Source organism: Thermodesulfobium narugense DSM 14796 (assembly GCF_000212395.1).
GTDB lineage: Bacteria > Thermodesulfobiota > Thermodesulfobiia > Thermodesulfobiales > Thermodesulfobiaceae > Thermodesulfobium > Thermodesulfobium narugense.
Genome location: NC_015499.1, coordinates 1,415,695 through 1,435,943, shown reverse-complemented (window position 1 = coordinate 1,435,943; position 20,249 = coordinate 1,415,695). Strand labels below are relative to the sequence as shown.

Below are 20,249 nucleotides of genomic sequence, written 5' to 3'. Positions count from 1 at the left end.
GCAACGAATAGCGCTCAATTGAGCGTTATTCGTTGCAATAGTGTGTTTTACTTCATATATAACTTAAATATTGCCTGAGTACCGCTATTGTCTTCGCCCATTTTTGATAGTTCTTCATATAAAGAGAGAGCGAGTTCTAATCCAGGGAGCTTTAATCCCATTTTTATTGCTTCATCTAGAGCTATTTTCATATCTTTTATAAAGTGTTTTACATAAAATCCAGGGGCAAAATCTCCTTTTAACATCTTTGGCCCAAGGTTTACCAGAGACCAACTGCCAGCAGCGCCACCACCAATGCTCTTTAACACTTTCTCAGGGTCAAGTCCTGATTTTATAGCATAATAAAGCGACTCTGCTACACCTATCATACCCGTTGCTATTACAATTTGGTTACACATTTTGGTGTGTTGACCTGAACCAGCACTTCCTTGATAAACAATATTTTTACCCAATAGATTAAAGATTGGAAGAACGATATTAAAGATTTCTTCACTTCCTCCTACCATTATGGAGAGGGTAGCATTTTTAGCACCAATATCCCCGCCAGAAACAGGTGCGTCTAGGAAATATACGCCCTTCTTTTTTGCTTCTATGTCTATCTTTACAGCAAGGGAAGGAGGAGAGGTAGTCATATCAATTAAAATTGAATTTTCTCTGGCATTTTTTAATAGACCATTATTACCTAAATAAACTTCTTCAACATCCTTTGGGAATCCAACCATAGTTATTACTAGATCACAAGTTCTGGCCAATTCATCAATTGGCAAAAATACAGCCCCCTTGTTCAAAAGCTCTTCAGCTTTTGATTTGGTCCTATTGTAGACAAAAAGATTATATCCAGCATCTAAAATGTGCCCAGCCATGCTCTTTCCCATAACTCCTGTGCCAATGAATCCTACTTTGGTAGTTTGTGGGTTAATTTGCATTTTCTAACCTCCAAGTTAAATATTTGAAATTTTAAAAAGCTATTTATTTCCCAGGTATTATATTATTTTACTATTATAATTAAAGTTTTATATAACTTTTAAAAAATAATACAAAATTAAAAACTTATTGTATAATAAAAAAAATAAAGAGTTGAACTCTTTTAGGGAGCCATGAAGGCTGTTTGCTGAGTAGATTGTACTAATAGCCTTTGTGGCTTATTTTATTTAGGGAGGTTTAATATGCCAAAAATTTTGGTTTGTGGAAGAGGTGGATGTGGAAAGAGCACTCTTACAGCAATTGCAGCTAACACTCTTTCAAAAAGAGGCGAGGTTTTTGTCCTTGATGCCGACGAATCTAATCTTTGTCTTTCTAACATGCTTGGCATTGATTCTGAAAAGACCCTAATGGGATATTTTGGTGGTAAAGCTGAAGTAAAAAAAGCACTTTTATCTTTTTTAAAATCTGAAGGAAAAGAAAAGACTCCGATGTTTACAACTGAACTCACTTTTGAAGACCTGAAAAATTTTTCTTCCTGGAGGGATAATATAGGTTTCATTCAAACTGGCAAGATTGAACACGGTATGGAGGGTTGTGCGTGTCCAATGGGAGCTGTAACAAGAGAGTTTTTAAAAAAGTTAAAAGTTAAAGATAGTCAATATGTTTTGGTGGATACTGAAGCTGGAATAGAGCACTTTGGAAGAGGTGTGCACGAGGCTATAGACCTGGTATGGCTTGTGATAGAGCCTTCCTTTGAATCAATTTCGCTTTGCGAGAAAACTATAGGGTTAATTTCAGAAGGAAAGCATGTCAAACCATATAAAGTAATATTAAACAAGGTCAATGATGAGAGTAGATCAGAACTCGAGGAACTGCTTCTTAAAAGAAAAATAAAGGTAGATGGCTTCTTACCCTTTAGAAGTGAGATCTCAAAGGCAAATCTCAAGGGAGAAAAGTTGACTATTGAAGACTCAAATCTTATAAATTCAATCTTGTAATGAAATTTTTAAAAATATTTTTTTTCATATGTACATTGTTCTTTATTTCGGGCTGTGATAATGTAGCTCAGAAGGGTAATTATAGTTTAACCGTGACTGATGCGCTTGGAAGGAAGGTTACCCTGAAAGAAATCCCTGTAAAAAGAATCGTAGCAATAGGGCCTGGCGCACTAAGACTTATCTCTTATATGAGACTTGCAGACTCGGTAGTAGGGGTAGAGGATTCTGAAAGGGAATGGGATGCTTTTTCAAGGCCGTATATTCTTGCGTATCCACAGTTAAGAAGTCTACCAGGAATAGGCCAGGGCGGTCCTCGTCCAAGCCCAAACCTTGAAAGTATCATATCACTTAAACCAGATGTTATATTTGCTGCATATCTAACGAAGGATCAGGCTGATGCAATTCAGTCAAAGACAAACATACCTGTAATATTGCTTAGCTATGGCCAATTTGCTAGCTTTGATATGAACGATATATTTAATTCTTTAAGAATTATTGGTGAGGTTTCAGGAAGATCTGATAGGGCAGATCAGCTAATCTTATATATAAAGAGTATAGAAGAGGACTTAGATAGTAGAACGAAAAATATTTCACCAGATGAAAAACCGAGCGTTTACGTAGGGGCACTTGGTATGGCTGGTGTTCACGGAATTGAAAGCACTCAGGCTAGATATTTGCCCTTTACTTTGATAAACGCAAAAAATGTTGTAGATAAAATAAAGAATTCAGGCAGCCTGATGCTTGACAAAGAATATCTGGTAAAGTTGAACCCTGATATCATCTTCATTGATGAAGGAGGACTCTCTCTGGTAAAGGAAGATTATAGAAAGAACAAGGCTTTTTACGATGAGTTAAAGGCTTTTAAGGAAAACAAAGTTTATGGGCAGCTACCTTTCAACTACTATACTACAAATATAGAGATAGCTTTGATAGACAGCTACTTTGCTGGAAAGGTTATTTATCCCGATAGATTTTCTGATATAAATATTAGTACAAAAGCAAATGAAATATTTAAAGAATTTTTGGACAAACCAATGTTTAATGAGATTGTGAAAAATTATCCTGGTTTCACAAGAATAGTTTTTTAGATTATATGGATAAAAAGGACATTCTAAAGAATTACAAAAGTTATTATAAGAAAAAATTTTTCATTCTAATATTTTTGTTTTCTATTTCTTTGTTTTTTATAATATTTTCTGCAAAAATTGGCACATTTAATCTAAGTTTTTCAGATATAATTTTGTCGTTTTTTAATCCAAATTCAAGAGAGGCTTCGATCTTGTTTAATGTACGCCTTCCAAGAATAGCGTCATCCTTTGTGGCTGGATTTGGTCTTGCAATAGCAGGTTGCGTGATGCAAAACGTTTTAAGAAATCCTCTTGCATCTCCATTTACACTTGGTGTTTCTCAGGGAGCTGCGTTTGGGGCTTGTGTAGGAATAGTGTTGTTGGGACAGGGTTCTCTTGGTACGAATATTATTATTAATAATCCATATTTTGTAACAGTTTGTGCGTTTTTTGGATCTCTTTTGTCTACCTTTACTATAGTATTTCTTTCAAAATTTAAAGGCTTTAGCCCTGAGTCAATAGTTCTTTCAGGCGTTGCCCTTGGAGCACTCTTTTCTGCTATGATCATAATGCTTCAGTACTTTTCAAATGAAGTTGCAGTAACCAGTATGGTGTTTTGGACATTTGGAGATGTAGGTAGAGCATACTGGAACGAGATCTTGATAATGACTATCGTGATAGCATTATCTTTTGTGTATTTTTTACTCAACAGTCTAAACTATAATGCTATGCAAATAGGTGATGAGAGCGCTAAGGGTTTGGGTATCGATGTTGACAAAATAAGATTCGTATCAATGATAGTCTCTTCTCTTATAACCGCAGTGATAGTTTCATTTTTAGGAATAATAGGTTTTGTGGGATTGGTAGCGCCTCAAGCAATGAGAAGAATGATAGACTTTGATCACAGGTTTATCCTTCCAGCCAGCGCATTTATGGGAGCAATTTTGCTAATAATAGCTGATATAGTTAGCAGAACAATTTTGTCACCTGTTATCTTGCCTATAGGAGCTGTTACATCTTTTTTGGGAGCGCCATTTTTTATTTATATTCTATATTTAAAAGGAAAAATCAAGTAATGTTTATCCAGATCAGAGATATAAGATTTTCTTATAATAGCGTTGATGTGTTAAAAGATATAAGCTTTCACATAGAAAAGGGTGATCTTATTGCTATACTTGGAAACAATGGCGTAGGCAAGTCTACTTTGATAAAGTGTATTAATAGAATTCTTAAACCAAAATTAGGGACAATATTGATTGAGGGACAGTATATAGAAGAATTAGGTGCAGATGTTGCCAAAAAGATTTCTTATGTTTCCCAACAGAATCAAGCTACTAGACTTACAGTCTTTGATGCAATACTACTAGGAAGGAAACCGTATGTTAGCTGGGGGATATCAGATAAAGATCTTGAAATTACAAAAAAGGTTATAGAAATGCTTTCACTCCACGAAATTTCTATGAGATTTGTTGACGAATTAAGCGGCGGAGAGCTTCAAAAGGTGATAGTTGCAAGAGCATTGGTTCAAGAGCCTATACTAATTCTTATGGATGAGCCAACGAATAATCTTGACATAAAGAGTCAGATCGAAGTGATGAACATTATAAAACGAATTATAAAAGAGAAGAAAATCTCGTGTCTAGTTGCTATTCACGATATAAATCTTGCGCTTAGATTTATTGACAAGTTTATTTTGATGAAAGATGGAAAGATATTCTCCTCAGGAGGCTTAGAAATTATAACCGAAGAAAACTTTAACAAAGTTTTTGGGGTTAAGGTAAAAATTCAAAATATCGATGGAAGGCCATTTTTACTATTTTAAATTTTGGAGGAAAAATGGATACGGTAGATTTTTTTGATAGATTATCTGATGAGTGGGACAGTATATTTTCAAGAGGAGATATAAATGTTCTAGAGAGAGGACTTGATCTTGTAGATTGGAATTTATTTACAAGAGTGTTGGAAGTTGGTTGTGCTACAGGAATTGAAACCGGCTATATTTTAAAGAGATTAAAACCTACTGCAAGGTTGTTTGCAATAGACATATCTGCAAAGATGGTTAGAAGGGCAATTGAAAGAATTCATGATGCAAGATTTACAGTTAATATAAAGAATTTTTTTGAAGTGGAGGGCATTTTTGACCTTATCCTTATGATAAATGTTTTGCCGCATTTGGGAGATTTGGAAAGCTTGTTTACAAAATCTTCACAGTTATTGGACAGAAGAGGCGAAATTTTAATACTCCATAACTCTTCAAGGGAACATATAAATATGGTTCATTCAAGAAAAGAAGAGGTAAAAGATCACGTGCTTTTACCCGTTGAGACAGTACAAGAGACGGCAAAGAGCAAAGGATTTTCAATACTAAATACAAAGGATGATGAAGAAGGCTATATTCTTCACCTGCAAAAGTTTACTCAAGAAATTTTCTAATAGCTAGTGATATTTCTGATGGCATTTGATAAATGAGCGCGTGACCTGCGCCTTTGAATATTACTAATTTTGAATTTGGCAAAATCTTATGAAGTATTAATGCGTTTTCGGGTGGAACTACCAGGTCTTGATCAGATGAGAGAATAAGGGTTTTAAAATATTTGCCATCAAGTTCCTTTTGATTGGTATTATCTAGATACCATCTATATATTATCTGTTTTTCATAGTTAAAAACTTTTGGGGTAATATCAGGAGCAGATCTTTCATAAATGAGTGCCATCTTAATTTTGTAATTGTCAATTTCATCTTTTGGGAAAAGTACTTTCATAATTCTTTCACCCTGCTTTTCTAAATCTGGCAACGGGTTGAAAAGTGCATCTATTACGTAATCTTGAGGTTTTATAGCGCTAGATCCTCCTGCATCGGTGCCTATTAATATAAGGGAATCTACCATATCAGGGTACATCCGTGCGAATTGTTGAGCTACAAAACCTCCCATTGAATATCCAAGAATATTTGCACTCTTTATCTTCTCATTCTTTAAGACATTTTTTACGGCTTGTGCCAATTCGCCTATATCTGGATCTTTGTTTGAAAGGAATTTTGATTGTCCGATACCTGGATAATCTATAAAAATAAGTCTGAAATTCTGCAAAAGATTCATTACAAATGAATCATCCCAACTGTTCATGCTGCTTGAAAAAGGCTCCAACATTACGATGGTCTTTTTATTTTTTTCGCCTAAAACTTTGTAGGCTATCATTGAAGACTCAGTATTTGTGTATCGTGTGTATGTGTTGTTTAACAGATCGTAAAACTCTTGGTTTGCATAGGCGCTTTTTGACATCAAGATAAATAGTATTAGAAAAATTGAAACCACTAATCGCTTCATAATTTCCTCCAAAGTCGTATAAGTTTAAATGATTTAGGATATTAGATTCTAACACTTCTTACATTGTGGGATCAAATTGGCTGTGATTGTGAGACTACTACTATATTTCAGCGGTGACAAGTAATTAATAATTTATATAACCAAATTGTTATTTGACAAAAATATTTTTTTATTTAATATAAATCTAACTTAATTTTTATTTAAAATAAGCCTTTGTAAAGATCTGATGCATTCTGCAGAAAAAGGAGGCATATATCTCTATAAAGCAGGCGTGAGATCTGTATAAAGGTTTATATGAAGGGGACAAATAATTTTTCCTTGAAGGGGGCTCTAAATTTGAAAAAATTTGTTTTTGTTTTTTTAGCGATATCAATTTTCATACTTATGACACTACCCGCTATGGCAGGACCATTCTCAGATGTACCAGCTAATTCATGGGCATACAAAGCAGTGCAAGATTTAGCAGCAAAAGGATTGGTCATTGGTTATGGCGACTCAACTTTTAGGGGCGAAAGGACAGCCACTCGTTATGAGATGGCAATGGTAGTTGCAAGAATGCTCGATGCCTATGAAAAGGGCCAGAATGCACAGGATCAAAAGATAGAGCTTAATGCAACTGACATCGCAACACTTATGAAGTTAGCAGAAGAGTTTAAGTCAGAATTGGCATCACTAAACGTCAGGGTTGCTGCACTGTCTATTACACCCTTCCTGTTGCAAATAACGCAACCTTAACCTTTAATTATGACTACTGGAAGGGCAAGAAACCTTATAATACAAGCTATATACCTTCGAAACAACCTGTTCCTCTTTATTGGACATTTAATCCAGATCAAGTGGACAAGGATCAAAGATACTATATTCAAATGGACGTAAAATTCTAAAAAAGTTTCTTTAACCCCCTGAGAAATCAGGGGGCTTTTTTATGTTATATTATAATATTATGCCAAATTTAGGAGGGATGAAGATTTTATGAGAGCTAAACTTCTTCTTGTAATAGGTCTTGCAATAATATTTTCTTTTTCGAAATCAGATTCTGCCCTTGCTACCAACTGGCAATATGTTGGAACACTGACACTTTCATCGGGAGAGGTTAGAAAAGATTATGTGGATGCTGATAGCGTGGTATATGACAAAAATGATCACACTATGAAATTCTGGGTTCTAAGCGAGGTACACTTTGATAAGGACGTTATTAAAAGTCTGAAGAGGTATTCTACAGACATAAGCGATATTTTGTTACCTACCAGGATGCTGGAATATAAAACTTTCTCTGATAACAACACCATAATATTAGAGAATAGAACACCCTCAACGATAATCGATTACCCAGAAGACATCTCTCTTTTAAGTAGAGCTATAGATATAGCTGAGGATTATATCAAGAAATAATTAGCCTTGCTCTTCCTTTATATTCACAGAGATAGACAATTCATCAAGCTGCTTTCTGTCCACCTGTGAGGGTGCGTCGGTAAGAAGGCAGGTCCCGCTCTGGGTCTTAGGAAAGGCTATGACATCTCTTAGGGATTTTGCACCAGTAAAGAGCATGGTTATTCTGTCGAGCCCGAGCGCAATGCCTCCGTGCGGAGGGGCGCCGTATTCCAGCGCTTCCAGAAGAAAGCCGAATTTTATTTGTGCCTCCTCAGGCGAAATGTCGAGTAGCTTAAATATCTTGCTTTGTAAGTTAGTATTGTTTATTCTGATGCTTCCGCCACCTAATTCATTTCCGTTTAGAACGATGTCATAGGCAAGGGATCGAACAGAAAGGGGATCTGTGTCTAACTTTTCCAGATCTTCTGGGTGTGGGGCAGTAAATGGATGATGAACTGAGTTTAGCCTTTTCTCTTTTTCGTCGTATTCAAACAAAGGAAAGTCTACAACCCACAGGTATTTAAATTCGCTTTCATTTACTAAATTAAACTCGTTTCCAAGAAATAGTCTTAGTGAGCCAAGAGCTTCTAAAAGGCCGTCTTTACCTGCAGCAAGGAGGATAGCATCTTTGTCGCCAAGGTCAAATGTTTTTTTAAAAGAGCTTATCTCATTTTCAGATAAAAACTTTGCTATTGGAGACCTTACCTCAGATCCGTCAAATAGTATCCATGCAATGCCTGGAAGTCCAAAATCTTTTGCCATGTTGTTTATCTTTTCAAGAGTTGGCCTAGTGGGATGACACTCTTTATTTTTTAATATGAAACCCTTAATATATCCATCTTTTTCGATTACACTTCTAAATATTTTTAATTTTGTATCTTTTAGAATTTCAGTGAAATCAAGTATTTCAAGAGGATTTCTAAGATCTGGTCTATCAGTTCCATATTTATTCATAGCTTCTGTGTAACTTATTCTTTTAATGGGGTAGTCGCATTCTATGCCAAATTGTACATTTAATTTTTTGAATAGCTCTTCTGTTATGGTCATTACATCGTTTGGTTCTACAAAAGACATCTCAACGTCTACCTGGGTGAATTCTGGCTGTCTATCAGCTCTTAGATCTTCATCTCTAAAGCACCTTACTATTTGAAAATATCTATCAAATCCGCTCACCATCAAAATTTGCTTGAAAAGCTGAGGGGATTGAGGAAGTGCATAAAAAGTGCCTGGTTGGAGTCTTGATGGCACAAGAAAGTCTCTTGCTCCCTCAGGTGTGCTTTTGGTAAGATAGGGTGTTTCTATTTCGAGAAAATCGTTTTCTAAGAAGTGATTTCTTATTGTATTGGTGATTAGGTGTCTTTTTATAATATTTTCTTTTTTATCAGTTCTTCTAAGATCAAGATATCTGTATTTTAATCCTAATTTTTCGTCGTAGTCTTTTTGTTCATCTGAGATAGAAAATGGCGGCACTTTTGATCTGTTTAATATGTTTATATTGCTTGCAACCAACTCAAATTCGCCGGTTGAAATTTTTGTATTTTCTGTGCCTAAAGGTCTTTTTCTGAGTTCTCCAGTTATTTGCAGCACGTATTCAGATCTGATTTCTTCTGCCTTCCTAAAGGTTTCTTTGTTTTCTGAGTCTACTACAACCTGTAAAAGAGAATATCTGTCTCTGATATCTAAAAATATAAGATTGCCGTGGTCTCTCCTTTTGTTAACCCAACCGCATACAGTAATAGTTTTATTTTCCAAAGATCTGTTTATCTCTTTTAACGTATGTGTTCTATAAGCCAAAATTGCACCTCTCATTACTTATGATATTTAGAAATTCATCTTTAGAAAAACTCTTTTGTTGGCCATTTTCAAGATTTTTTAAACTAATCATATTATTTTTTATTTCATCTTGGCCTATTAATACTACGTAGTCACAGTCTAATTTAGAAGCAAGCTTCATAGAAGATTTTAAGTTTTTATAATCGTATGGAAACAAAGAGCATACAAAGTTTCTTAATTGTGCTAAAAATTCTAAAGCAAAGTCAAATTCATTTTCTGTTACAGGAATTACCATAAATTTATGTTCTTTTTCATAGGTTTTATCTAATCTTTCTAAAATAGTAACAAGTCTTTCTATTCCTGAGGCGAACCCTACTCCTGGGAGATTCTTCCCTCCCAGTTCTTCTGCTAAACCATCATATCTTCCACCACCTAAAACTGCATTTTGTGAACCAAGCGAGAAATTTAGCGCTTCAAATGCAGTTTTTGTGTAGTAATCAAGTCCTCTTACAAGACGAGGATCTAATATATATTCAATTTTAAATTTCTTTAAATAGCTCTGAAGTTTTTCAAAATGAATTTTACACCCATCACACAAATAATCTGTAATTTTAGGAGCAGCTGATGTTATAAGTTTACATTGATCTTCTTTGCAATCCAAAACTCTTAGCGGGTTTTTGTACATTCGGGTTTTACAGTTCTCACAAAGCTCGTTTTCGTGATTTTTCAAAAAAGTAAGCAAAACCTCTTTGTAAACGTTTCTGCAATCCATGCAGCCTACAGAGTTAAGGTGCAATTCATATTCTACTCCTAATTCCTTTAATATTTTTATGGAAGAATCGATTATTTCAAAGTCAGAAATTGGATCGTGTGTTCCAACAATTTCTGCTCCAAACTGATAAAATTGCCTAAATCTACCTGCCTGAGGCCTTTCGTATCTAAACATCTGTCCCGTATAAAAGAGCTTTATCGGACTATTTTGTGCAAGTTTATTTTCTATTATCGCTCTTATTACTGGGGCTGTACCTTCTGGTCTTAGAGCAAGCAATCTGTCTCCTTTATCTTTGAATAGATACATCTCTTTTTGAACCACATCTGAGGTTTCACCAAGACTTCTTACGAAAAGTCCTGCGTCCTCAAATATCGGAGTTCTTATCTGTGAAAAGCCATACAAATTCATAATTTTTTTGCTAACGTTTTCTATTTTTTCATAAATTTTAGCTTTTTTCCCGAAAATATCAAAAGTTCCTTTTGGTGCTTTGTAGTTCAATTTTCTCTCCTTATGCTCTACAAAAAATTAACACTTTATTTTAACACAAGAATATAATATCAAAATTTTCTATATATAAAATAAAAGATAAAACATATTGAAACAAAGCCGATATTTTTTCACGATGAACTTAAATTAAAGGTATAGAACTCAAAAGAATTACTAAATCTGCTCCATCTTTTCTGGCATAATCAATATATGGTTGAATGAAACTGCCTGGTATTAATTCAGCAACTTTTTCTGGATTTGATATGCCTATTATTGCAATTTTTAGCCCACCTCTTTCAATGAAAGTGTAAGCTGATAACTCAAGCATATTTTTCAATCGCTCGTTGTTTATAGAGATGGCAGGAAAGCTTAGCCTTTTTAACAAGCCTGAGATCACGTATGTATTTGACATTACTTCAGAAAATCCCAGATTCATTGCGTCAAATTTAAGATAATTCATAAACTCAATAACAGGTTTTTCTCCAGAATAACTTGATAAAAAGGATCTATTAAAAATATCTCCAATGGATATTAGAATAGTATTGTTTGGATTTTCTGATATGGCGACTTCTATCATATTAATACCATATTAATTTAATATCATATTAATTATTTGTTAACTTCTATTTTTGATTCTAATATATAATAAAGTTTTCAAATAATTTGAGACTTAGAGGTGTGTATTTTGGATTTAAATTTAAATGAAGATCAAAAAAGGGCAGTTTATTCTGATAGCAGAGCGCTTTTGATAGTGGCTGGAGCAGGTACTGGCAAAACAAGAGTTTTAACAACTAGAGCAGCAAGACTTATAAAAGAAAATCCAGATGCAAGATATCTTCTACTCACCTTTACTAAAAAGGCAGCAAGGGAAATGACCACAAGAGTTAGAGAATTGATTGAAGAGGATACGAAAAATAGACTTTACTCTGGCACATTTCATTCTTTTTGTTCAAATATAATTAGGAGGCGTTCTGAAAGGGTTGGGTTGACCAATGATTTTGTTATCATTGATGAGTCTGATTCTCTTGATCTGATGAAGAAGGTATTTTCTAGGATCTATAGCAAAGAGAAAATTGATTCGCTAATATTTAAGCCAAAGGATATTTTATCATTATACTCATACGCAAGAAATAATAACCAAGACTTTATTGAGATTGTTCAAAGAAAATATAAATATGTTAATTTTGAAGATATTAAGAAGATTATAAGTTTATATGAACTAAATAAAAAGGAAAGAAATTATCTAGATTTTGACGATCTTTTGATGTATGGATTACTTGCAATTAAGACTCTTGAAAAAAGTCCTTTTGACGAAGTTTTAGTAGATGAGTTTCAGGATACAAATCAAATTCAAGCTGAAATGCTGTATTACTTTTATGATTTGGGTTCAAGGATAAGTGCGGTTGGCGATGACGCTCAAAGCATTTATTCTTTTAGAGGTGCTTATTATGAAAATATGTTTAATTTTATTAAAAGACTTGACGCTGAAAAAATTATTCTTTCTTCAAACTATAGATCAACTCAACAAATTTTAGATATTGCAAATTCTATTATTCAGTCTTCTTATAGTTCTATCAAAAAAGAGTTAGTAGCAAATGTGAGATTAAAAGAAAACGTTAAACCTAAATTGGTAATTGTTAGCGATGACTGGGAAGAAGCAAGATATGTAGCTAGAGAAATGCAAAAATTTGGCGAAAAAGGATTGAAGGTAGCTGCTTTATATAGAGCAGCGTATATTGGCAGAAACCTTGAGAGCCAACTTAACTCAATGGGAATAAAATATTCATTTTATGGTGGTCAAAAGTTAACTGAAAGCGCTCACGCTAAAGACTTTATGTCGTTTTTGAGAGTTTTTGTAAATCCAAAGGACGAAATAGCGCTAATCAGAATTTTAAAGATGTTTCCTGGAATTGGGGAGAAAAAAGCAGAAAAGATTAAAGATGCTGTGATTAGTGGGGATAACTTAAAGAAGGCATTGTCTAAGGAAAAAAATCTTGAAGAATTAAATATTTTTTTTGATAAATTATTTAAAATTACCGATTGGCATGACCTCTTGGAGTTGGTTTTTGATTTCTATAAAGATATAATGAACAGACTTTATCCTGAAAATTATGAAGAGAGAGAAGAAGATTTAATCAAATTCATGGATATGAGCTCTAATTATGATAATTTGGTAGAATATCTTGAAGCCTTTACTCTTGATCCGGTTGAAAAATCTGAATTTGACAATAATAATGTAATTTTAAGCACTATTCATTCGGCAAAAGGATTGGAATTTGACGTAGTATTCCTATTATCAGTGATAGAGAGCGTTTACCCACACTTTAGGGCCCAATCGACTGATGAAATTGAAGAAGAAAGAAGATTATTTTACGTAGCAATAACTAGAGCTAAGCAAAGACTTATATTTACATTTCCTAGACATTCAAAGAAAAGCAGGGGCTATTTTGCGAAAAACACTATTAGTCCCTTCTTAAGGGAAAAGGATAATTATCTGGAAGTTTTTATTGCAAGATAAAGAACCCCAGAGAATAAAAAATTCTCCGGGGTAGAAATTTTTTATTTATTATATCTTGCTCTCATAATTTTTGCAGCCTCAACCATATTTTTTAGTGAAGGTATGGTTTCTTCCCAACCTCTTGTCTTGAGACCACAGTCAGGGTTAACCCAGATGAGCTTTTTATCAATAACTTTTATAGATCGCTCTAATATTTCGAGTATTTCGGAAACAGATGGTACTCTCGGACTGTGGATATCATAGGTTCCAAGTCCTATACCGTGATCGTATTTGAATTTTTCAAAAACTTCTAGGATATCTCCTTTGCTTCTTGATGCTTCTATAGAAATTACGTCAGAGTCCATAGCATAGATTGCATCAATCATTTCGTTGAACTCTGAATAACACATATGGGTATGAATTTGAGTATTCTTTTTTACATTGCTATTTGTCAATCTGAATGATTTTATAGCCCAATCAATATACTTTTCTCTATTCGATTTTCTCAAAGGCAAACCTTCTCTAAATGCTGGTTCATCAATTTGAATTATTTTAATGCCGCTTTTTTCAAGATCTAAAATTTCTTCTGCAAGAGCAAGAGCTATTTGATATGCTACTTCTTCTCTAGGAATGTCTTCTCTTACAAATGACCAATTAAGTATCGTAACTGGACCTGTAAGCATACCCTTTACGGGCTTTTTTGTTAGTGATTGAGCGTATATTATTTCATCCAAAGTCATTGGTGCGTTTCTCTTAATATCAGCATAAATTATAGGTGGTCTTACACACCTTGAACCGTAAGATTGAACCCAAGCAAACTTTGAGGTGGTAAAGCCCTGAAGTTTTTCACCAAAAAATTCTACCATATCAGTTCTTTCAAATTCGCCGTGTACAAATACGTCAAGACCCAACTCTTCTTGTTTTTTGATTACATCTTCTATAAGGCTTTTGATATATGAAGTATACTCTTCTCTGGAAATCGTACCCGATTTGAAAGCTGCTCTTTTCGCTCTAAGTTCTTTGGTTTGTGGGAAACTGCCAATGGTGGTAGTAGGAAACAATCCAAGTTTAAGTTCGTCCATTTGGACTTTGTATCTTTCTTCGAAGGGTTCCTTCCTTATAAAATCTTCCTTTTTTAAATTCTTTACTTTATTGTGTACTTCTTCTATGAAAAAGGTTCCAGGAGTTTTTTCCCATATCTTGTGTGATTCTTCTATCTTTGAAGAAAAAGAATTGTTGCCGTTTAAAAATTCCTTTAAAATATATAGCTCTTTAAGTCTATCCTTTGCAAAAGAAAGCCTATTAATTAGTTCTTTAGGAAAATCCTCAGAGTTTTTGTCAGAGGAAGGAATGAACATTAGAGAACAGCTTGTAGAAAGTATAATCCTATCTGGATGTACTTTGGTTTTAATTTTATCCAAAACCTTTATTACTTTTGTTAAGTCTGATTTCCAGATATTTCTGCCGTTTATTAAGCCTGCAACCAAAAACTTATTTTCAGGAAAGTCTGTATTTAGAATCTTGTTAAGATTTTCATCAGACCTACAAAAATCAAGTCCAAAACCCTTAAATGGCAATTCATAAAGCATTTCTAGTTCTGGTACGCCTTCAAAATAGGTTTGTAAAATAGTTTTGCAACTTAAATAAGGCAAAATGTTGTAATAAAATTCTCTGAATATTTTTAGTTCATCGGATGTAAGGCCCAAAACTAAATATGGCTCGTCTATTTGAACGTATTGTGCACCTTCTTTCTCTAATAGTTGAATTAATTCAACATATATTGGAGCCAATTTTAACAAAAGATCTTTAAATCTTTTTGATGAATATGATTTTGATAATTTAAGAAAGGTAAAACCACCTAAAATTACAGGCTTTGTGATAATTCCAGCTTCTTTTGCTCTTTTAAACGACTCTAATACAAATGGATAATTTAAGTAAAAGTTTTGTTCATCATCTATTTCTGGTACAAGATAGTGATAATTTGTATCAAACCACTTTGTCATTTCCATTGCTGGAGCATCTTTTGATCCTCTGGCCATAGAAAAATAAACTGATAAATCAAGGCCATTGGGTTTGCCAAACCTTTTTGGGATTACTCCAAACATATAAGCTGTATCAAGTACGTGATCGTACATTGACATATCGCCTACAGGTATTAAGTCTATGCCAAATTCTGATTGGAGTTTGCATCTTGAAAGTTCTAGTTCATGATACTTTGATATAAATTCTTCTTCATCGATTTTGTCCTGCCAAAAGTTTTCTAAAAGAAACTTTAGTTCTCTTTTTTCACCGATTCTTGGATAACCTACAACGCTAGTTTTCAACAAATAACCTCACTCCTTCCAAAGCAATTGATAAATATTAACATCTTTATTAATAATTGTCTAAAATATAAATTTAGTTTAATATATTATGTATATTTTTGAAGATAATTTTTATATTTCTTAAAACATGTCAATTTTTTATAAGGAGTGATAAATATGAAGGAACTAAACGAATTAAACTTTAAGGATGAGATATCAAGTGGAATTACTTTGATAGACTTTTGGGCGCCGTGGTGTGGACCTTGTAGGATGATAGCACCTATTCTGGAAGAATTGGACAAAGAGTATGCTGGAAAACTAAAAATATGTAAAGTTAATGTTGATAATGATAGAGCGCTTGCGCAAAGTCTTAGGATTGTGAGTATTCCAACATTAATTTTGTATAAAGACGGAGAAGAACAAAAGAGAATTGTTGGTGCAGTGGCAAAAGAAAAAATAACAAGAGAAATCTCACCTTTTTTAGCTTAGTTTAATTTATCGTTTTTTGAAAATTGAATAAAAGAGTAATCGTTGGAATTAGTGGCGGTATAGATAGCTTCTATACCGCTTTCTTACTTAGAAACAGCGGATTTGATGTAATTTGTTTGTATATCAAGCTCTTTGATAATCATGAAACCTTCTTTCGAGCAAAAATGTTAGGTGAACTTTTGGGGGTAAAATTTGAATTTTACGATGCAATAAAAGAATTTAAAAAGGAAGTTGTTGACAGATCAATTAATATGACTCTCTTGGGATATACCCCAAATCCTTGTGCTTTTTGCAATATGAAGATAAAGTTTAGAATTTTGGAAAAGATAAGATCTGACTTTAATTATGACTATATTTCTACAGGTCACTATGTAAAAATTTTTCATGATGATATAACTAGAATTTTTAGAGGTTTTGATGAAAAAAAGGACCAAAGCTATTTTTTGGCTTTAGTTCCTTCGATCTATCTTAAAAACGCTATTTTTCCGCTAGGGGATTTTACAAAGAAATATGTAAAAAAGGTTATGCAAGAGAAATATTCATTTTGGAAAGATATTTCATCTAGTCAAGACCTGTGTTTTGTAAAAAAAGGATATAAAAAGTTAATTCAAGATATATGCGGAGTAAAAGTTGGTAAATTTTTGTATAAAGACAAGGTAGTTGCAAATCATTTGGGCTCATATCTTTATACAATTGGAGAAAGTAGGGGACTTGGTCACAAAGAACCAGTAAAGCTTTATGTAGAGAGCTTAAACCACGAAAAAAATGAGGTTTACTTGAATACAAGGGAGTTTTGCTACAAAAGTTCAATAATTGTAACTGATCTTAATTTTTTTAACGAGCTTCCAGATAGATGTTTGGTGCAGATAAGATATCAGGCAAAACCTGTTATCTGTGATATACAATTTAACGAAAATAAATTGCATGTAAGCTTTCATGAAAAGGTCTTTGCTCCAACTCCGGGTCAGATTGCATCATTTTATTCTTTAGATAATAGAGAACTACTAGGTGGTGGTATTATTATTGGGACTGATTAAAAGAACTCTTAATAAAATATTGGAGCTTGATTATAAGTATTCAATACTTCCAAATAATACTACTCTTGCTGTTGGTTTATCTGGAGGTAAAGATAGTTTAATAACGCTTTGGGCTCTAAACGAAGTTTTAAGACATCGAAAGGAAAAGTATAAGCTTTGTGCAGTCCTTGTTGATCAGGGATTTCCTGGCTTTAGCTACGATAAAATTAAAGATTATCTGATTTTAAATGGAATACCATATATAGAGAGGAAATCTTATATATATAGTTCCCTGTCAAAAAGTGAATCTCCTTGTGCCATTTGTTCTCACCTTAGACGAGGTGCATTAGTAGACGGTGCAAAAATTATGGGGGCTACACATTTAGCTTTAGGCCATCATCTTGACGATCTCTTAGAAGGAATAGTAATGACAATAGCTATGAATGGAAGACCCAATGTTCTTGTGCCAATTAAATATTTGTCAAGAAGGGATATTTACCTAATTAGGCCACTTCTCTTAGTTGAGGAAGAGCATATTAGGATACTTTCAAAGAAGATTCAAGGTATAAATCCTGTGGAATCAGAGTGCCCATATAGCAAGGATAGCGAAAGGATAAAAATAAAAAATTGGCTTTATCAAGGGTATAACAATTGGAAAGTAATGCATCAGCACATGGCTTCCTGGGCAAGATTGCTTCTTGAAGAAGAAATGAAAAAACAACGAAATATATAAATCATTTATTATTTAATAAGTCTTTTTTATGGAAATATAATATGATTTTATTAATAGTTATATAAGTTTTGCTTGTTAATTCTAATAAATTTTGTTATAGTTTAAATAATAGTGATAACCCATGGGGTGAAAATTTTGAATGAAGGGGTGAGTGTCTATTGGATTGGTTCTCTTTCTTAGTCGGTAATGTTTTTTCTTATTTAGCAATTGTTGTATTTTTTGTGGGGGTTCCACTTCAAGTTTATAGGTGGATGAAGGCTCCCGTAGTATATCCTTTGACGGATTTTCCAGCACCAAAGACCGCAGAGGGAGCTTTTATAAAGGTTCTTCTTGATACTTTTTTGTTTCGACCGATTCTTTTAAAAATTTATAATGCAACCGTTTATACGGGAAAATGGACAGATTTATGGGTTGGAGGATGGATATTTCACGTATCGTTTGCGCTTATTATAGTGGGTCATATTGTAGGAATCGGAACGCTTGGACATCAGTTCACAATTTTAGGAGTAAGTCCTGAAACGAGCTTGCATATGTCTGAGTTTTTGGGTACCATCTCTGGTATATTTCTTAGTTTGAGTTTGATCTATCTCTTGCTCAGAAGATTTTTTAACCCCATTGTTAGGGTAATGTCAGATGGTATTGATTACTTGATCGTTTTGTTAATTTTGGGCATTTCCTGTATGGGTAACTTTATGAGATTTAACCCTACTTATGGAGTAGAGTATGACGTAGCACAGAGATGGATAATGGGTCTTTTTACATTACATCCTGTGCCCCTTCCTGATAACCCTATCTTTACTTGGCATCTATTCCTCGTAGAAACCTTGCTTATTTACTTTCCTTTTAGTAAACTTATGCACTCATGTGGCATATTCTTCGCTCGTTGGATGATAACCAACTACGATCCTAGAAAAGTTATGGTTTTTGACTGGAGAAGCAAGGTTTGCGAATGGAAGGGAGGAAAATAGAGCATGAACTTTGATAGAAATATAGAGAAGGGAAGATTCCCTCAGAGATGGTGGGAAGATGAAAGATTAAAAACAGTCCAGACTATGGATAAGGGTGAGAAGCATTTAGTGCCATTTTTAGCTCCAAAGATTTATCCTCTTGAGCCATTGGACAAACCTTTTGATGAAACGGAATTAGAATCTCGCTTTGTGAGCGCTTTTGCTCGAGTTTTGTCCGAGCACAGACAGCTAAAGGTTTATATGGAGAGTTGTGTAAAGTGTGGAGCATGTGTTAACGCCTGCCACACCTATCAAGGGACAGGTGAGCTTAGAAATATACCCGTTATGAGAGCAGATCTCTTGAGGAGGTATTACAAAAAATACTTTACTACTCAGGGCGCAATTCTTGGACCTATTGTAGGAGCAGAAAGAGTTACATTAGATGGCTTAAAAGAAATGTATTATTATTTTTATCAGTGTTCTCAGTGTAGAAGGTGTTCATATTATTGTCCTATGGGCATTGATACTGCTGAAATTACAAGATATGGTAGAGAGATACTTGTTCAATGTGGCTTTGTATCTCAATTTCACTGGAGCGTTTTAACTTCTATGTGGAAGACTGGTAACCATATGGTTATTACTAAGCCAGGCCTTATGGATACCGTGGAATTTCTCGAAGAAGAACTTAAAGAGGAAACAGGAGTGGACATAAAGATTCCAGTTGATGATTGGGATGCTGAACTACTTTATAACCCTTCTTCTGCAGACTTTTTTGCTTATCCCGATACTATGATGGGTGTGGCAAAGGTAATGCACGCTGCAGGAATAAGGTGGACGATTTCAAGCGATATTATAGAAACGGGTAACTTCGGCTTGTTTTTACACGAGAACACAATGAGAATGTTGAACAAGCGCCTAATAGATCAGACCTTTAAGATGAAAGATTGTAAAGAAGTTGTTCTAGGCGAATGCGCTCACGGTTGGAGAACATGGAAGATGATGACTAAGACTGTAAACGGAGAGTGGGTTGATAAAAAGTTCCACTATGTACACCTTGTTCACAAGTTAATTGAGTTGTTAGATAATGGGATTATAAAAGTAGATCCGTCCAGGTATGAAGGAATGAGGGTGACGCTTCACGACTCATGCAACAATGCTAGGGCAGGTGGTCTTATAGAAGAGCCCCGGTATGTTCTTTCAAAGATATTACCTGAGGGATCGTTTGTTGAGATGACCCCAAACAGAGAGATGAACTGGTGTTGTGGAGGTGGAACAGGAATATTGTGGGATGACCCTGAAAGCATAAAACTAAGAATTGCGCTTTCAAAAAATAAAGCTGAACAGTATAAATCAGTAAATCCAGATATAGCTGTCGTAATATGTTCTATTGGAAAAGCGCATAATACCTTTATAGTTCATGACGGATATAAAAGTGAACTTGATCATGTAAAGATTAAAGGTTTAGTTGACCTAGTAGGCGATGCAATTGTAGATTTCCCCTTTCCTGAGAGTAAATATGCTAAGTCATAAGATGCTTGTATCTTACTT

General features: G+C 34.2%; 18 protein-coding genes and 1 pseudogene. 13 read left to right on the top strand and 6 right to left on the bottom strand.

The genetic code is table 11. The features are described 5' to 3' along the window. Positions 1-47 precede the first annotated feature (47 nt). A complete protein-coding gene (locus THENA_RS07110; RefSeq protein WP_013756723.1) occupies positions 48-926 on the bottom strand; it encodes an NAD(P)-dependent oxidoreductase in 879 nt (292 codons plus the stop codon). A gap of 240 nt (positions 927-1,166) precedes the next feature. Here THENA_RS07110 and THENA_RS07105 point away from each other — a divergent pair, with 240 nt between their 5' ends. Genes THENA_RS07105 through THENA_RS07085 form a run of 5 tightly spaced genes read left to right on the top strand, consistent with a single transcriptional unit; the run spans position 1,167 to position 5,422 of the window. Then, positions 1,167-1,922 (top strand): ATP-binding protein, encoded by a 756-nt coding sequence (locus tag THENA_RS07105; protein ID WP_013756722.1) that lies wholly within the window; start codon positions 1,167-1,169, stop codon positions 1,920-1,922. Then, positions 1,922-3,010, top strand: a complete 1,089-nt coding sequence (locus THENA_RS07100; protein WP_013756721.1) for an iron ABC transporter substrate-binding protein — start codon at positions 1,922-1,924, stop codon at positions 3,008-3,010. The genes THENA_RS07105 and THENA_RS07100 overlap by 1 nt, the downstream gene beginning before the upstream one ends. A gap of 5 nt (positions 3,011-3,015) precedes the next feature. Continuing rightward, positions 3,016-4,065, top strand: a complete 1,050-nt coding sequence (locus THENA_RS07095; RefSeq protein WP_013756720.1) for a FecCD family ABC transporter permease — start codon at positions 3,016-3,018, stop codon at positions 4,063-4,065. Beyond that, a complete protein-coding gene (locus tag THENA_RS07090) occupies positions 4,065-4,811 on the top strand; it encodes an ABC transporter ATP-binding protein (RefSeq protein WP_013756719.1) in 747 nt (248 codons plus the stop codon). The genes THENA_RS07095 and THENA_RS07090 overlap by 1 nt, the downstream gene beginning before the upstream one ends. A 14-nt stretch (positions 4,812-4,825) precedes the next feature. After that, positions 4,826-5,422, top strand: a complete 597-nt coding sequence (locus THENA_RS07085) for a class I SAM-dependent DNA methyltransferase (RefSeq protein ID WP_013756718.1) — start codon at positions 4,826-4,828, stop codon at positions 5,420-5,422. On the opposite strand, the gene THENA_RS07080 is transcribed toward THENA_RS07085, so the two are convergent. Next, positions 5,403-6,314: an alpha/beta fold hydrolase gene (locus THENA_RS07080; protein WP_013756717.1), complete on the bottom strand. Its 912-nt coding sequence runs from the start codon at positions 6,312-6,314 to the stop codon at positions 5,403-5,405. The genes THENA_RS07085 and THENA_RS07080 overlap by 20 nt on opposite strands. A gap of 384 nt (positions 6,315-6,698) precedes the next feature. Between THENA_RS07080 and THENA_RS07075 the strand changes: the two are divergent. Both THENA_RS07075 and THENA_RS07070 read left to right on the top strand, forming a co-directional pair. Continuing rightward, positions 6,699-7,010, top strand: a pseudogene (locus THENA_RS07075) (S-layer homology domain-containing protein); the annotation flags it as partial. A gap of 276 nt (positions 7,011-7,286) precedes the next feature. Further along, positions 7,287-7,706, top strand: coding sequence for a hypothetical protein (locus THENA_RS07070; RefSeq protein WP_013756716.1), 420 nt, complete (start codon positions 7,287-7,289; stop codon positions 7,704-7,706). Here the strand turns inward: THENA_RS07070 and aspS are convergent, their stop codons facing one another. From aspS to THENA_RS07055, 3 genes are all read right to left on the bottom strand, one after another. Beyond that, positions 7,707-9,494, bottom strand: a complete 1,788-nt coding sequence (gene aspS / locus THENA_RS07065; RefSeq protein ID WP_041437977.1) for an aspartate--tRNA ligase — start codon at positions 9,492-9,494, stop codon at positions 7,707-7,709. Next, positions 9,469-10,728: a histidine--tRNA ligase gene (gene hisS, locus THENA_RS07060; RefSeq protein WP_013756714.1), complete on the bottom strand. Its 1,260-nt coding sequence runs from the start codon at positions 10,726-10,728 to the stop codon at positions 9,469-9,471. Before hisS ends, aspS begins: the two co-directional genes overlap by 26 nt. 130 nt (positions 10,729-10,858) lie before the next feature. Then, entirely contained in the window at positions 10,859-11,293 is a 435-nt protein-coding gene (locus tag THENA_RS07055) for a bifunctional UDP-sugar hydrolase/5'-nucleotidase (RefSeq protein ID WP_041437976.1), read from the bottom strand. Between the two features lie 108 nt (positions 11,294-11,401). Here THENA_RS07055 and THENA_RS07050 point away from each other — a divergent pair, with 108 nt between their 5' ends. Next, entirely contained in the window at positions 11,402-13,234 is a 1,833-nt protein-coding gene (locus THENA_RS07050; RefSeq protein ID WP_013756713.1) for an ATP-dependent helicase, read from the top strand. Between the two features lie 41 nt (positions 13,235-13,275). On the opposite strand, the gene metE is transcribed toward THENA_RS07050, so the two are convergent. Beyond that, on the bottom strand, positions 13,276-15,540 hold the full coding sequence (gene metE / locus THENA_RS07045) for a 5-methyltetrahydropteroyltriglutamate--homocysteine S-methyltransferase (RefSeq protein WP_013756712.1): 2,265 nt from the start codon (positions 15,538-15,540) through the stop codon (positions 13,276-13,278). A 153-nt stretch (positions 15,541-15,693) separates the two neighbouring features. Here metE and trxA point away from each other — a divergent pair, with 153 nt between their 5' ends. The 5 genes from trxA (at position 15,694) to THENA_RS07020 (ending at position 20,231) form a co-directional block, all read left to right on the top strand. Next, positions 15,694-16,005 carry a thioredoxin gene (trxA, locus tag THENA_RS07040; RefSeq protein ID WP_013756711.1) on the top strand — a complete coding sequence of 104 codons (312 nt, stop codon included), beginning with the start codon at positions 15,694-15,696 and terminating at the stop codon, positions 16,003-16,005. Between the two features lie 23 nt (positions 16,006-16,028). Next, positions 16,029-17,042, top strand: coding sequence for a tRNA-specific 2-thiouridylase (locus THENA_RS07035; RefSeq protein ID WP_013756710.1), 1,014 nt, complete (start codon positions 16,029-16,031; stop codon positions 17,040-17,042). After that, positions 17,029-17,754: a tRNA lysidine(34) synthetase gene (locus THENA_RS07030; protein WP_013756709.1), complete on the top strand. Its 726-nt coding sequence runs from the start codon at positions 17,029-17,031 to the stop codon at positions 17,752-17,754. The genes THENA_RS07035 and THENA_RS07030 overlap by 14 nt, the downstream gene beginning before the upstream one ends. 158 nt (positions 17,755-17,912) lie before the next feature. Further along, positions 17,913-18,722 carry a respiratory nitrate reductase subunit gamma gene (locus tag THENA_RS07025; RefSeq protein ID WP_013756708.1) on the top strand — a complete coding sequence of 270 codons (810 nt, stop codon included), beginning with the start codon at positions 17,913-17,915 and terminating at the stop codon, positions 18,720-18,722. Between the two features lie 3 nt (positions 18,723-18,725). Then, positions 18,726-20,231 (top strand): (Fe-S)-binding protein, encoded by a 1,506-nt coding sequence (locus THENA_RS07020; RefSeq protein ID WP_013756707.1) that lies wholly within the window; start codon positions 18,726-18,728, stop codon positions 20,229-20,231. Positions 20,232-20,249: the final 18 nt, after the last annotated feature.